General features: G+C 39.6%; 14 protein-coding genes. 8 read left to right on the top strand and 6 right to left on the bottom strand.

The genetic code is table 11. The annotated features are described in order from the left end of the window. The first annotated feature begins 76 nt into the window (after positions 1–76). On the top strand, positions 77–775 hold the full coding sequence (locus NLF99_RS15845; protein ID WP_185213427.1) for a DUF4397 domain-containing protein: 699 nt from the start codon (positions 77–79) through the stop codon (positions 773–775). Positions 776–847: 72 nt separating this feature from the next. On the opposite strand, the gene tyrS is transcribed toward NLF99_RS15845, so the two are convergent. Next, positions 848–2,128: a tyrosine--tRNA ligase gene (gene tyrS, locus NLF99_RS15840; protein WP_254529505.1), complete on the bottom strand. Its 1,281-nt coding sequence runs from the start codon at positions 2,126–2,128 to the stop codon at positions 848–850. An 84-nt stretch (positions 2,129–2,212) separates the two neighbouring features. Here tyrS and NLF99_RS15835 point away from each other — a divergent pair, with 84 nt between their 5' ends. Next, entirely contained in the window at positions 2,213–2,896 is a 684-nt protein-coding gene (locus NLF99_RS15835; RefSeq protein WP_185213429.1) for a hypothetical protein, read from the top strand. Between the two features lie 41 nt (positions 2,897–2,937). Next, positions 2,938–4,629, top strand: coding sequence for an amino acid permease (locus NLF99_RS15830; RefSeq protein ID WP_254529504.1), 1,692 nt, complete (start codon positions 2,938–2,940; stop codon positions 4,627–4,629). A 50-nt stretch (positions 4,630–4,679) separates the two neighbouring features. On the opposite strand, the gene NLF99_RS15825 is transcribed toward NLF99_RS15830, so the two are convergent. Then, a complete protein-coding gene (locus NLF99_RS15825; RefSeq protein ID WP_254529503.1) occupies positions 4,680–6,620 on the bottom strand; it encodes a KUP/HAK/KT family potassium transporter in 1,941 nt (646 codons plus the stop codon). 208 nt (positions 6,621–6,828) lie between these two features. On the opposite strand from NLF99_RS15825, the gene NLF99_RS15820 reads away from it, so the two are divergent. Continuing rightward, positions 6,829–7,275 carry a T9SS type A sorting domain-containing protein gene (locus tag NLF99_RS15820; RefSeq protein WP_254529502.1) on the top strand — a complete coding sequence of 149 codons (447 nt, stop codon included), beginning with the start codon at positions 6,829–6,831 and terminating at the stop codon, positions 7,273–7,275. A gap of 135 nt (positions 7,276–7,410) precedes the next feature. On the opposite strand, the gene NLF99_RS15815 is transcribed toward NLF99_RS15820, so the two are convergent. Continuing rightward, on the bottom strand, positions 7,411–8,700 hold the full coding sequence (locus tag NLF99_RS15815; RefSeq protein ID WP_254529500.1) for a citrate synthase: 1,290 nt from the start codon (positions 8,698–8,700) through the stop codon (positions 7,411–7,413). 313 nt (positions 8,701–9,013) lie between these two features. Here NLF99_RS15815 and NLF99_RS15810 point away from each other — a divergent pair, with 313 nt between their 5' ends. Continuing rightward, positions 9,014–9,376, top strand: a complete 363-nt coding sequence (locus NLF99_RS15810) for a BlaI/MecI/CopY family transcriptional regulator (RefSeq protein ID WP_185213434.1) — start codon at positions 9,014–9,016, stop codon at positions 9,374–9,376. Between the two features lie 4 nt (positions 9,377–9,380). Further along, on the top strand, positions 9,381–11,318 hold the full coding sequence (locus NLF99_RS15805; protein WP_254529498.1) for a M56 family metallopeptidase: 1,938 nt from the start codon (positions 9,381–9,383) through the stop codon (positions 11,316–11,318). Positions 11,319–11,390: 72 nt separating this feature from the next. Here the strand turns inward: NLF99_RS15805 and NLF99_RS15800 are convergent, their stop codons facing one another. The 3 genes from NLF99_RS15800 to pth form a co-directional block, all read right to left on the bottom strand. Beyond that, positions 11,391–12,176, bottom strand: coding sequence for a prohibitin family protein (locus NLF99_RS15800; RefSeq protein ID WP_185213436.1), 786 nt, complete (start codon positions 12,174–12,176; stop codon positions 11,391–11,393). Positions 12,177–12,193: 17 nt separating this feature from the next. Beyond that, positions 12,194–12,376 (bottom strand): hypothetical protein, encoded by a 183-nt coding sequence (locus NLF99_RS15795; protein WP_093101669.1) that lies wholly within the window; start codon positions 12,374–12,376, stop codon positions 12,194–12,196. A 78-nt stretch (positions 12,377–12,454) separates the two neighbouring features. Beyond that, on the bottom strand, positions 12,455–13,018 hold the full coding sequence (pth, locus tag NLF99_RS15790) for an aminoacyl-tRNA hydrolase (protein WP_254529496.1): 564 nt from the start codon (positions 13,016–13,018) through the stop codon (positions 12,455–12,457). A gap of 159 nt (positions 13,019–13,177) precedes the next feature. Between pth and NLF99_RS15785 the strand changes: the two genes are divergently transcribed. Together NLF99_RS15785 and NLF99_RS15780 are read left to right on the top strand one after the other, a co-directional pair. Continuing rightward, positions 13,178–14,155, top strand: coding sequence for a collagen-like protein (locus NLF99_RS15785; protein WP_254529494.1), 978 nt, complete (start codon positions 13,178–13,180; stop codon positions 14,153–14,155). Between the two features lie 238 nt (positions 14,156–14,393). Beyond that, a complete protein-coding gene (locus tag NLF99_RS15780; RefSeq protein WP_254529492.1) occupies positions 14,394–14,942 on the top strand; it encodes a plastocyanin/azurin family copper-binding protein in 549 nt (182 codons plus the stop codon). Positions 14,943–14,968: the final 26 nt, after the last annotated feature.

Below are 14,968 nucleotides of genomic sequence, written 5' to 3'. Positions count from 1 at the left end.
TTGATTTGAATTCATGGAGCTGTAGCAATAAGCTCTCCAAATTCGTTGTATCTTTGAATATAAAGAATTTTGAAGTATGTTTCCAAGAAATAAATATTTGCTGCCTGTATTAGCGCTTTGTTTTACGATTTTTATGCAAGGTTGTGCCAAGGATGATGGCGTTGGGCCAGAAAATCTGGACAGCGATAGTTTTTCAGGTATTGCTGCTTTCAATGCCATCGAAGGAACAAGTAACCTACAGCTTTTGATCGATGGGAAATTAATCAATAAGGACGACGAGAATTTTAGCACAGGAGGATACCTTAACCACCGTACTTTATTTCCAGGAAAAAGATCGTTGGAGCTGAAAACAATAAAGGGAGATGTTTTGTATGCCACAGAGAAAGTTTTTCAGAGTCCAAAAATTTACTCATACTTTTTTTATGGTACTAACAAAAGGGAACCGCTTGTAACAGAGGATGATGTGATTAAGCCTGAAACTGGTAAGATGAAAGTTAGGCTGGTAAACCTGGTGTCAGATTCTAAACTTAAATTGGACTTTCAATACCTGAATTCAAAAGTGACCCATGATATGGAGGATAGAGTCTTCGGATTGAATGAATACTCCTCAAAGGAAGATTTTAAGTTTGAAATCAGCTCCACCGACCGTAAATATGATAATATTGAAATAAATTTAGATGGAAAAGATCGCGCCGTTTTTTCGATCGTATTGTACTCCGATCAACAGGAAAATGCGGAAAAAAGGGAAATAAAATATAAAATATTGGAACTCTAATCGGATTGGAGGTCAAAAAGAAAGCCCATAATCAAGTCGATTACGGGCTTTCTTTTTGATATAGCTTGATCTTTATGCTACAGTGATCAAGTAGTAGTTTTTCTTACCACGTTGAGCAATTAAGTATTTGTCATTGATTAGGTTGCTGGTGTTTACTAGCAATTCAATGTCTGTTAATTTCTCGCGGTTCAAGGAAACTCCACCACCTTGCAACATTTTTCTAGCCTCACCCTTGGAAGGGAAAACCTGTGTTTCAACCAGTAGATCCAAGATGTTGATGCCTTCGGCTAATTTTGCCCTTTCCAAGTTGGATTGAGGAACACCATCGAATACCTCAAGTACGGCATCATGGTCTAAGTTAGCTAGGAAAGAAAGGTCTCCGTTTCCAAAAAGGAATTCCGAAGTCTTAACCGCTGTTTCGTAGTCTAGTTCAGAGTGCGTACGTGTTGTGATGTCCTTAGCTAATGCCTTTTGAACAATTCTCAAGTGTGGTGCTGCATCATGTTCAGCGATAATGGCATCAATTTCTTCCTTGGTTTTCAAGGTGAAGATCTTGATCCAGTTTTTAGCGTCATCATCAGAAGCATTCAACCAGAATTGATAATATTTATAAGGAGAGGTTTTCTTAGCGTCCAACCATACTGCCCCTGATTCTGTCTTACCGAACTTCTGTCCGTCAGACTTTTTGATCAATTGCGTAGTTAATCCGAAAACAGTCCCTTGTTCTAATCTGCGAACGATTTCACTTCCTGTAACGATGTTGCCCCATTGGTCAGAACCACCCATTTGGATTTTGCAGTTCTGGTTTTTCCAAAGATAATAGAAGTCATAACCTTGAATTAATTGATAGGAGAACTCAGTGAAGGAAAGGCCGTTTTCGCCTTCCAAACGTTTCTTTACAGAATCTTTGGCCATCATATAATTCACGGTAATCAGCTTACCAACGTCACGGATGAAATCCAAGAAACTGAAGTCCTTGAACCAATCGAAGTTGTTCACCATTTTTGCATCTGTTTCACCTTCGCCAAATGTTAAGAATTTGGTCAATTGATGTTTCAGGGATGCAACATTGTGAGCTAACGTAGCTTCATCAAGAAGATTACGTTCAGCTGATTTGAATGAAGGGTCTCCGATCATACCTGTAGCACCTCCAACAAGGGCAACAGGTTTGTGGCCTGCGTGTTGAAAGTGGATCAGGGTCATGATTTGAGTTAAATGACCAACATGTAGAGAATCGCCTGTCGGGTCGAAGCCGATATATCCCGCTACTTGTTCTTTGTTTAACAATTCTTCTGTTCCTGGCATGATGTCTTGAAGCATGCCTCTCCAGCGTAGTTCTTCTACAAAGTTCATAATATACCCTTAAGATTTTTATTTAAGTTGCAAAGATACGAGATTAAACTGTATCTTTCAGATAATTATTGTTTGATATAGCGGATGAATTTTCTCTCACATTTCTATTTTGAAAGGTTTGCAACTATCCCTGAGCGTGTTCTTGGCTCTTTGTTGCCTGACTTGTTGAAGAATGTAGATAAGTCCTATATCTTTCATCCCCAAAAATTCGAGGAACAGCTTTTTGCCCATCCCCTGACCATGGAAATATCCGAAGGTTGGTATCGGCATGTGGAGGTGGACAAGTTATTCCATAGCAGTGAGTTCTTTTTGAACCATTGCCATCACCTGAGACGTAAGCTGGACCCTGTATTGGAAGGTACGCCGATCCGTGGGACTTTCATGGCGCATATCGCAGTAGAATTGATGCTAGACCATCTGTTGATCAAGCATCAGCTTGTCAATGTTTCGAGATTATATGAACACCTGGAAAATGTTCACAAACCAATTATGAAAAGTTATTTGAAAACCATCGGTGTTGAAGATATTGATGGGTTTGTTGCCTTTTATGATAAATTCCTAGCATGGAAGTATATTTTTGATTATAAAGATCTTGATCAGATTTCAAAGCCACTGATCAATATTTCAAAACGTATCTGGACCTTTGAGACCCCAAAGGGAATACATGAAGGATTGACCGAGGTCTTGGTCGATTATTGCCATGAAGATATGAAGGACTTCAAGGATATCTACACATATATTCAGGATAACTTGACGTATTTGTCATAATTTTTTTCACTTTTGTTACTTGTCCAATAAATTAACTTAATATGGCTAATAGACTTTTCCGAAAGAAAAGCGTAGATCAAATTCTTTCAGACGCTGAACATGGTGGTTCTGGATTAGCAAAAATTTTAGGAGTTCGAGATTTAGTTTCCCTTGGTATTGCAGCCATCGTAGGGGCTGGTATTTTCAGTACCATAGGTTTGGCTAGCTACAATGGAGGACCGGCTGTTTCGCTGCTCTTCGTTTTTGTGGCTTTTGCCTGTGTGTTTACTGCTCTTTCCTATGCTCAGTTTGCGAGTACCGTACCGGTTTCCGGTAGTGCATATACCTATGCTTATGTGGCATTTGGTGAATTGTTTGCTTGGATAATTGGCTGGGCCCTGGTGCTCGAATATGCCGTATCCAATATGGTAGTGGCCATATCATGGTCGCAGTATTTTGTGTCCATGCTGGAAGGCTTTGGGATACATCTCCCCAAATGGATGACCATGGCGCCAGGTTATGCCCTAGATGCGCATCAGAAGTTCCTGGAAGTAGGGATAGAGAATTTGGAGAAAATCGATAAGGTTGCTCTGCAGGCCTATGACACTGCGCCAAGGATCTTGGATATCCCGATTATATTTGACATGCCTGCTGGATTGATCACTTTCCTGGTGACCTGGCTGGTGTATATCGGTATTAAAGAATCCCGGAAAGCCAGTAATATCATGGTGCTGATCAAGATCGGGATTATCCTCGCGGTGATTATCGGCGGTATTTTCTTTGTTAAACCGGAGAACTGGACTCCATTTGCCCCGAATGGTTTAGGAGGTGTAATGAGTGGGGTAGCAGCAGTATTCTTTGCTTTTATCGGTTTTGACTCCATTTCAACAACAGCAGAGGAGTGCAAGAACCCCCAAAGGGACCTTCCAAAAGCGATGATCTATTGTTTGTTGATCTGTGCGGTGCTTTACGTGGCGATCACACTTGTATTGACAGGAATGGTGAATTATAAGGAGTTGAATGTGAAGGATCCATTGGCATATGTATTCGAATACGTAGGCTTCGATCATATGGCCGGGATTATTTCGGTTACTTCCGTAATTGCGATTACGAGTGCTTTGCTTGTGTTCCAATTGGCTCAACCAAGGATCTGGATGACCATGAGTAGGGACGGGTTGTTATGGAAGAAGTTTGCAACTATTCACCCAAAATATAAAACGCCTTCTTTTGCAACGATCGTGACAGGTATCGTGGTGGCTGTCCCAGCATTGTTCTTCAAGATGGATTTCTTTGTCGATCTGACCTCTGTAGGTACTTTCTTCGCATTTATCCTAGTGTGTTGCGGGGTGTTGTATATGGATCATTCCGGCTTATCCAAACGTTCTAAGTTTAGAGTGCCATATGTCAATGGGAAATACATCGTAGGTATTGGGTTAATTATTGGCTTGATACTCGCTGTTAAGTTTAGTGGAGAGTCCATTTCAGATTGGATGAGTATGGGGTCCTCAGCGATTCTTTTGCATAAATCTTTAGTGATCGTATTTTGGTTGGCTTGGTTGGTGTTGAGTGTGTTGAGTTTTAAATATAACTTTTCATTACTGCCGGTCATTGGAATCTTGGTAAACCTTTACCTGATGTCTGAATTAGGGGCGAGTAACTGGATTATCTTTATCCTGTGGTTACTGGGTGGTTTAGCGATATATTTTGGTTATGGCTATAGAAACTCCAAGTTGAGAAATATCGACACAAAATAGATCGAGATAAAAAGCATTAGAAAAGGCTGCCAATCATTGGCAGCCTTTTTTTATAATCTAGTAAGTTTTACTTCTCCCGTGTTTGGAATGGTCAGTGGCACCCGCTCCAATGTTACGAAGCTACTGTCGAGTCCAAATCCTTTCTCCTCGGAAAGACTGAATTTCTTCAGGATCTTATAGATCTCAAGGATTATCTTTTCATTCCATTTCAAGAAGTGGGTCTTAGAAATCACTTTTTCCAATACTACGAAGTTGAAATCACCTGGAATATTATGTTTCTTCAAGGTTTCGTAATTACTTGTGATATCTATCTCACCCTTGTTTACCATATCTTCCACAACCTTACGGAACAATAAACTGATCTTCTGCTCCTCACGGAAACCTAAATGAAAGTCTATCCGGATAAGCTTACCAGGGATCAATTGGGTGACTTTATATTCCCTTGTATGTGGGTTGTCCATTACATCAACGTGAACCAACCAATACACATCGGCACGTTTGGGCTTCTTGTTGATGATTGAGTAGGTGATCTTAGCCTCTACCTCCGTTAGGTTATTTGCACTGGTCAAATAAACCAGGTGAGATGAAAACTGAGGGACCGTTTTGTCCTCACTAAGTTCAGATAGGATAGGGTAGTAGTCTTGGATATTGACGAATTTGACAAATCTGTTCTTGATCTTCCTTGCACCATACCAGCTGTACATCACTATGAACAAGGTTAATGCAAGCAATAGGGTCAACCAACCACCATGTGCAATTTTACTGATATTACCCACTAAAAAGGCTAGTTCGATGACAGTGTAAACCGATGCGAATAAGCCAATCAGGATTGGGTTGATGCGTTTTCTGATCATGAATACGGTCATCAGGATGGTCGTCATGATGAAGGTCAGGTTAATGGCAAGACCGTAGGCTGCCTCCATATTGCTGGATTCCCTGAAGATCAGGATGATCAGCATACAGCCCAGATATAGGATCAGGTTTACCGAAGGCACATAGATCTGACCTTTATGGTCACTTGGATATCGGATAGCAACCTTAGGCCAAATATTTAGTCGTACAGCCTCAGCAATCAAGGTAAAAGATCCTGAAATCATGGCTTGACTGGCAATTACAGCCGCTATGGTTGCAATGGTTACTCCCCATATAATGAACCAATCTGGCATGATCGCATAGAAAGGATTGACCTCACCGATCTGGGTTCCAACATGCTCCAATAACCAAGCTCCTTGACCGAAATAGTTGAATATCAACATCAGTTTCACATAGATCCAACTGATACGGATATTTGATTTTCCACAGTGACCCATATCTGAATAAAGCGCTTCAGCTCCCGTGGTACATAGGAAAATTGCACCTATGATGAACCAAGCATTGGGATAGTTGGCCAATAATTGATAGGCATAATATGGATTGATAGCTTTCCAGATTTCTGGATTATGTCCTAAGTATGAAAATCCTAAAACCCCAATTGTGGTGAACCAAATGAACATTAATGGTCCAAAGACCCGACCTACGATATTCGTTCCGAAACGTTGGATGATAAATAGCAGGGAAATGATGAGAACAACGACTGGTATGGTCGGAAAACCTGGGGTTTTGATAGCTAATCCTTCAACAGCTGATGAGATCGTGATCGCAGGAGTGATCATCCCGTCGGCCAACAGGGTACTACCCCCGATGATGGCCGGAATGATCAACCATTTCGCTTTCTTTCGGACCAAGGAATAGAGGGATAGGATCCCGCCTTCACCTTTGTTGTCCGCATTTAAGGTAATGATGACATATTTAACGGTGGTCTGCAAGGTAAGGGTCCAAAAAATACACGATAGACCGCCATAGATCATGATTTCTTGAATTTCACCTTTGTTAAAAATTGCTTTGAAAACGTAGAGGGGAGAAGTACCGATATCACCGAAAATGATACCTAGACTGATTAATAAACCTGTCCAGCTTAGGCGCTGTAGGTTTTGTTTATGATCTCCTGACATATATTTAATTATGTTTGATATCTTGTCTAAAATTAGAGGCGAAATTACAACTTTTAATGCGACAACGTATTTTCTTGTTAAAAATTGTTAAAGGCCATAAAAAACTCCAGAAAAAAAGCTAAAATTAATTACTTTTGTATTAGGATTTCTCGAATTATTGTTTACATTTGATTAAACCATAACCTTTATCGAGTATCCATATTGAAACATGAAATTAGAATTTAGAAAAATATCACACCTTGCTATCTGTTCCCTATGCCTATTAGTCGGCTTAGGAGGCACTGCGCAGGCTTCTAATTCAGAAGTTTCAACCCCACATTATTCCAGTTTTTCAACACTTGAACCTTCTTCATTTGATTTGATTAAGGCGAAAGAAGAAGACAATGACAAGCTTATCAATAATGTTAAAGTCTTCTACAACCCTATCTCAGAACAAATCTCTGTAACTTTTAAGCTCGCAAAGGTAAATAATATTACGATAAAAGTAATGGATGCCCTTGGAAATGAAGTCTTAAGTCTACACAATGGTAGTTTAGATGCAGGGATGCAGAACTTAAGTTTTGATACCCAACAGAAACTTTCCGAAGGTTTTTACTTCGTAAGAGTGTCTGGGGGCTCAGAAACAATCGTTAAGCGTATTTCAATCAGACAATAATCCAAAGATTTATATAAAATATTAAAGGCTCCAATTCTGGAGCCTTTTTAATTGCTGTAGAAATTTATTGACATTCAATATAAAAGCCCAACCGTCTTTTCGATGGTTGGGCTTTTTATTATGAATTTCTTCTTCTTATTTTCTGTCTGAGATCTCTACATATGGACGAAGGTTCTCGCCAATGTATACTTGTCTTGGACGTCCGATAGGTTCTTTGTTATCACGCATTTCTTTCCATTGCGCGATCCATCCTGGTAGACGGCCTAAAGCGAACAATACAGTGAACATATCCGAGTTAAATCCTAATGCACGGTAGATGATACCAGAATAGAAGTCAACGTTTGGATATAATTTACGGTCAATGAAAAATTGGTCATTCAGGGCAGCTTCTTCAAGACGCTTTGCGATATCCAATACAGGATCTTGAACACCTAATTTTTCCAATACATCGTCACAAGCTTTCTTGATGATCTTCGCACGTGGGTCGAAGTTTTTGTACACACGGTGACCGAATCCCATCAAACGGAAAGGATCGTTCTTGTCTTTCGCTTTTGCTAAATATTTATCGGCATCCCCGCCATCTTCTTTGATAGCCTCAAGCATTTCAATTACTGCTTGATTAGCACCGCCATGCAATGGACCCCATAGGGCATTGATACCGGCAGAGATAGAAGCGTACATGTTCGCATTGGATGATCCAACCATTCTTACCGTTGATGTAGAACAGTTCTGTTCGTGGTCAGCATGTAAGATCAATAATTTATGCATCGCATCGATTACCAAAGGATCGAATGTTTTGTCTTGGTTTACTTCACCAAAGATCATGTTCAGGAAGTTCTCGATATAACCGAAGTTATTCTTAGGGTAAACCACCGGATGACCTAATGATTTCTTTTGGATCCATGAAACGATCGTAGGCATCTTAGCCAAAAGGTTGATGATCGTTTTATTTTCTTCCTCTTCCGTTTGGTTAGGGTTTAGGGACTCTGGATAGAAAGATGACAATGCACCTACTAAACAAGATAATTGACCCATTGGATGAGACTTCGATGGGAAACCTGCGAAGAAGTTTTTCATATCCTCGTGGATCATCATCTGCGCCCTGATATCGGAACGGAATTTCTCTAATACGTCTTTTGTCGGTAGCTCGCCATAAATCAATAGATAAGCTACTTCCAAGAAAGTTGATTTTTCTGCTAAATCTTCAATCGCGTATCCTCTATATCTAAGGATACCTTTTTCTCCATCTAAGAAAGTGATGGCGCTCTTTGTAGAACCTGTGTTTTTGAATCCTGGATCTAATGTAATGTATCCAGAAGAATCTCTTAATTTTGAAATATCTAGGGCTTTCTCATTTTCTGTTCCTGTGATAACAGGCATTTCATATGTAGACCCATTTAAGTTAATAGATGCAGTTTCAGACATAATCAAATTTCTTGTATTATTTGTGTTTTATACTTTTATCGTATTCTTACAAATGTATAAAATTGATTTCTATTTTCAGATGTATAATATGAATAATTATGACACAAAACAGTCATTTTAAGACAATTTATGTGTATTAATTAGATTACTTGTCCAATCAGGACAAATCTTTGTTCGCATAGCCCTAATTCTCCTTTTTTAACTAAATAGGCAGCCTAATCCGTTCATTTCCAGTGAGCCAAACAGATAAAATATGTTAAATAGTTTGGAAGTCTACGAAAAGTTCGTAATTTAGTGATAAATACGTAGAGCAATGGAAAAACTGACCGCACAAGAAGAAGAAGCCATGTTGTCAATCTGGCAATTAAACGGAGGATTTGTCCGCGAGATTTTGGATAATTTGAAAGACAAAGAGATGCCTTACACGACCTTGGCTTCCACTATCCGCAATCTAGAAAAGAAGGGCTTTGTAAAGGCGGTCAAATATGCCAATGCAAAGCGATATGAACCCATATTAAATGCAGAGGAATACAAAGCTAAATTCATGAATTCCTTTGTAGGAGATTATTTCAGGAATTCCTATAAAGAAATGGTTTCTTTCTTCGTGAAAGAAGAGAAGCTAAGCCAAAAGGAATTGGAAGAAATCATGGACATGATCAAGAACAATAAATCCTAATCGCATGGAAGCTCTACTGACCTATATCATCCAAGTAAACCTGCTGCTGGCCTTATTCTATTTAGGGTACCAAGTACTTTTGAAGAACCTCACCTTCTACCGTCTCAATAGGGTTTATTTTATCTTCGGGAGCATCTATGCCTTTGTTTATCCGTTCTTGGACGTCAAAGCGTGGTTTGCCAAGAGCATTACAATCCCACAGGGGATTATCATGGAATACTTTCCATTGTTGGAGGACAGTAAAGAAGAAGGAGGGTTTTACCTGAGCGACCTTTTGGTTTATTTGCTAGCCATAGGAGGATTGATCCTATTGACCAGGCTGCTGATACAGCTCGGAAGCTTATTGCGTATCCATTGGCATTCTAAACCATCTCAATGGCGAGATTATATCTTCAGGAATGTCATTTTCCCGATCACACCGTTTTCCTTCTTCAATAAAATCTATCTGCACAAAGAGCAGCACCAGGATCTGGAGCTATATGATATTTTCAAGCACGAACAGGTACATGTGAAAGGCCATCACAGCGTCGATGTTCTGTTGTTTGAAATAGTGTTGTTGTGCTGTTGGTTTAATCCCTTCGTATGGTACATGCGCAAAGCCGTACGTCAAAATCTAGAATTCTTGACTGATCAACAAGTTCTGGATAAGGGTGTGGACCGACAGACCTATCAATACTCGTTGCTGAATGTCACCAAGCAGGGTGCTTCGGTCGGCATCAGCAATCAGTTTAATTTTAAAACCTTAAAAAAGCGCATTATGATGATGAACAAAAAACGATCATCCCGACTGCAACTTGGAAAGTATGTATTCCTGTTGCCCGTCCTGATCATTGCCGGTATTACCTTTACGGTAAACCAGGCAGAAGCAAAAATTGAACGTGTCGTGGTCACTTTGAATGAAACTGACCTCAATCAACAGATCAAAAAGGTCATGATTCAGCATCCTAGAAAAGATACGACATACCTTGATTCCATCAAAGATATAAATACCAGGGCATTTGCAGACTATATTCAAGGTAAGCCTAGGTCTGGCGGAACTATCCGTTTTGTTGATATAACTCCGAGTAAGCGTCCTTTAGTGATACTTGATGGTGAAAAATTACCTATAAACTTCAATATAGACGCGATTAATCCTAAATCCATTAAAAGTTCGAAGGTTCTAATAGGTGCTGATGCAAAAAGTTATGGTGAAGAGGCCAAAAACGGAGTAATTGTTATCGAAACCAAGAAAGAAGACGATGGGAAAGGTCCTCAAGGCCCCAAAGAGCTTAGTGGTGAATTTATAGGTATGAAGGCGAATAATATTATTGATACAGACTCAGTGCCTGTAAAGGTCATTACAAAAGTCCAGCTCCAAGGAATCCCAAAGGACACGAAAATTATCATTGATGAAAAAGAGTCCAATCACGATGAGTATAAAAAACTGAACCCAAATGAATTGGAGAATGTTCATATTATGAAGGATTCCAATGGTGGGAAACCAACCATCAAGTTCACAACAAAAGAATTTGCAAGGAAAAACAATCTCCAATCAACAACTTTCTCTGGGAAACTTGTTTCCGAACCTCGGATCACCGTTAAAGGCCAACCTGCCTCTGGACCTTCAAGAATAACTGTAAAAGGAGAACCAGGTTCTGAACCTGCGAGAATGACTGTAAAAGGCGAGCCAGACTCTGAGATAACACAAGTAATCATAAGTAATCCTGGACATACTCAAAATAGCAAACCTGGAGCTGCCATGGTTAGAGGAACATTATCCAAAGATGGACTAAAGGATAAGCTTGTTGTCATCGATGGAAAGATCGCCAATAAGAAAGCTATTGACAAATTGGATAATAATCAAATAGAATATTTGAACCAGTTGGATCCACAAGGAGGCAAAGCCTTATATGGGAAAAAAGGTGAAAAGGGAGTGGTGATCATTGGGACAAAATCCAAATAAAGACTTTTATTAAATATTATTATTTACTAAATCAAATCAGGCAAGAAAGGCAACCCTAGGGCTGCCTTTTTATTATTTCAATTCCTTAAAGATCACAGGGCTGTTGCCATATAGCGGTGTCGAGCCGTCCCATTTTTCAATAAACTGCTGTTGAATCAGCAATGGTGACAAGGTCTGCTGCCTCAATTGATTGGCCTTGGCTTCAGCTTCTGCCTGGACGATCATTTTTCTGGCATCCGCTTCCACGACCTTCAGCTCGTTTTCAGCCTGTTGTGCCTTCTGTATGGCGGCATTTTTGGCATTGATAGCTTGGGTGATCGATTCAGGATACTGTATACCTGAAGTCAGTTGCTCCAAGATAAAGCCTTCACCCTCCAAAAACTTGATCATTTTATCCTGTACACCATTTTCAAACTTCTCACGATTGCTGATGATGGAATCCGTGGAATATTTGTTGAATTCGATCCTATACACATCCTTGATGTGATTCACCAAAGTCATGTTTAATATCTCGTCCACTGGTCTTCTATATTTGGTAAAGATCTTCGGTGAGCTGCCTGTCAATACGCGAAGGGATAGGGTAGGGTCGACCGTAAAGACAGAACCATCCTTGGCATTTACCGTAAAGTTCTCGTAGTTGACTGTCTGAACATAGGTTGGAAACTCATAGATCGACTCAGTGACTGGATTGTACCAAACCCTTCCGGTAACAAGACTGACATCCTGAACACCTTTTTCAGAACCATAGAGTTTGACCTTGATACCTTCATATCCGGCGTCAATCCTTTCCGTGCAAATGATCCAAACTAGCAAAGCGATAATAAGGGTTGCCCCCAAAGCAATAAGATTTCTTTTCATAAATAAAATTGGTTGGTCTATTTTTTTAAGATATACATAATGAACTTATAGAGAATGGCAATCAGCAAGAGAGCCAAACAAACGCCCACAAAAACATCCCAATCTGATGCCGCACTCAATAAATGAAATGCCTGCGTCGATCCCCATATAAAGAAAACCAAGATGATCGGAATGGTAATGAAAGGTCGTATTCTATCCATAATTTATGTCGCGTAAATATGCTAATAATATACGAAAAAAATGCCTAAGTCTTTAGGGAATCTGGAAGAGTCCGGGATTTATTTTGTGTTCAAGTTAGTCATGGTCAGCTCAATTCCGATATTGATAAAGCTGTTCACCATTTTTACGGAATGTTCGATCAGCGCGGGTAATTCCCGTTGTTCTTCCTTGTCAAAAGGACCCAATACATAGTCTACCTGTCTTCCTTTGGGATAATTATCTCCGATACCGAATCTTAATCGTGCATAATGTTGTCCGCCCACCGACCCTTCAATGGATTTCAGGCCATTGTGTCCAGCTGCAGATCCCTTAGGTTTGATACGCAATGATCCAAAAGGAATGGCCAAGTCATCCACAATGACCAAGACATTCTGGATAGGTACCTTCAGCTCTTGCATCCAATAGTTTACGGCTTTTCCGCTCAGGTTCATGAAGGTCGTAGGTTTGATCACAAAAACGTTGTGACCTCTTTGCTTGTATTCAGTGTAATAAGCATGTTTCAAGGTTGACCAAGACGTGCCGGCCTGATTTGCCAGTTCGTCTGCAACCATAAAACCTATATTATGCCGAGTATCAGCATACTCCCTTCCAATATTTCCTAATCCTACTATCAGATAATTCATGCCTGCAAAAATAGGATTTAATTATAACAGAATGAAAAAGATTAGAGGCAGAACTAAATATGAAACGCATGATTGAAAATGTCTTCAGGGAAATATAATATCCCAATATTAATTATTTATCCTAATTATTATATTTGTATCTATCTAACTATTAATAACATGAAAAACAGAATACTTTTCTTCATTGTGGTTTTCTCCATAATGTTAGGCTGCTCTAAAGATGGAGAGCAAGGGCCAAAAGGTGACAAAGGTGATAAAGGTGAACAAGGCGAAGTGGGAATCAAAGGAGAGGACGGAACTAAGGTCCTTAGCGGAACTACTCCTCCGGCAGCAAATCTGGGAAATTTAGGTGATTATTATATAGACTTAGCACTTACTAATATCTATGGACCAAAAACAGCAAATTCATGGGGCAATCCCACCTCATTAAAAGGGGACCAGGGGGAAGCTGGAGAAAATGGAAAAGATGGATTGAATTTGTTAAGTGGAAATGTTGTCCCAACCATGAACATTGGTAAAGTTGGGGACCTATATTTTAATCTATCGACATTAACCATCCACGGACCTAAGAACCTTGATAACTGGGGCGCATCATATCCCTTAGCCAGTGCTCAAAATTCAGGTGTACATGTTTTCCTGATTAAAAATGTGAAGTTCTCCCTTCCTGCAAAAGAAGGGGAGGATTATGATGTGACCAAACCCAATTTCTCTTATTTAAATAATGAAATTAATTTGGGAAATGTCAACATCAATAAAGGAATTAGCTTTATATATTGGAGATACAATGATCCCATCCTTGATAATGGAGTGTTCTATTCAAATTACTTCCGTTATGAATGGAATGAACTCGTGAAAAATGGGGAGTATGTAGACTATGTTAGTCCCACTATCAATTTAAAGTACCGGATATCCCCTTTTAAAGTGGGGTTTAATACCGACACTAAAAACAATTTTTTGCAGTTAATATGGGAAGGCAATGAAATCCTTGCATCTGGCCAAGCCAATTCTGTTGAATTCAATAAATTTCGGGAGAACGCTACTTTTGATGTCCTTATCAAATATATCCCCGAGAGTTCTGCCGTTCAAATTCAGGCTGCTGGTAGAAGCATTCAAGATTTGCTCAGGATAAATCCTTAAATGACCTTTGGAATTCAGAAAAATATAAATACTTCTTTCTAATCAAACCTTCAGTGAATTTCCTGAAGGTTTTTTCATGGCCCAATCCTCCTATTGCGCTGCAATCTTATGGCCTCAATCTAGGTCTTAAATGTTGAATAAAAGTAAAATATTACTAGCATCACTGAAAAATGTGACCGTTGGAATTTTTTTCAAGGGATAAAAAAGACAATTTTGTCTTAAATACAAAACACATTATATGAAAACTACCTTTAACATTGGAACTCTTGCATTATGCTCATGCTTATTTTTAGCTTCATGTGGCAATTCAGAACAACCTAAATCTGATTCTACCGATCACAGTTCACATGCTACCGAAGCAACAGCAACCGAAACTCCTGCTCCTGCAGCTGGGCCTGAATCTGCTGCTCCCGCAACTTCAAATACCATTGTGGTAGAAAGCAACGATCAAATGCAGTTCAATGTAAATGAATTACATGTCAAAGCCGGGGAGCCAATCAGTCTTACATTAAAGCACGTTGGTACCATGAAAAAAGAAGTGATGGGACATAACTTGGTTGTTTTGAAACTAGGTACTGACCCCATTAAGTTCGGAGAAGAGGCAATAAAGGCACAAGCTACAGACTATGTCCCTGCAACAGCTGATGTTCTAGCCCATACCAATTTAATTGGCGGTGGCGAAGAAAGCAAAATCGACTTTACACTTGAAAGCCCAGGAACCTATGATTTCATCTGTTCATTTCCTGGTCACCTTGCGGTAATGAAAGGAAAGATCATAGCCGAATAGTTTGAAACAATTTTTTGGATGGTCCC

It is taken from the genome of Sphingobacterium sp. LZ11T8 (assembly GCF_024261425.1).
GTDB lineage: Bacteria > Bacteroidota > Bacteroidia > Sphingobacteriales > Sphingobacteriaceae > Sphingobacterium.
The sequence above is the reverse complement of the archived record's forward strand: the minus strand, read 5'-3'. Positions and strand labels throughout refer to the sequence as shown.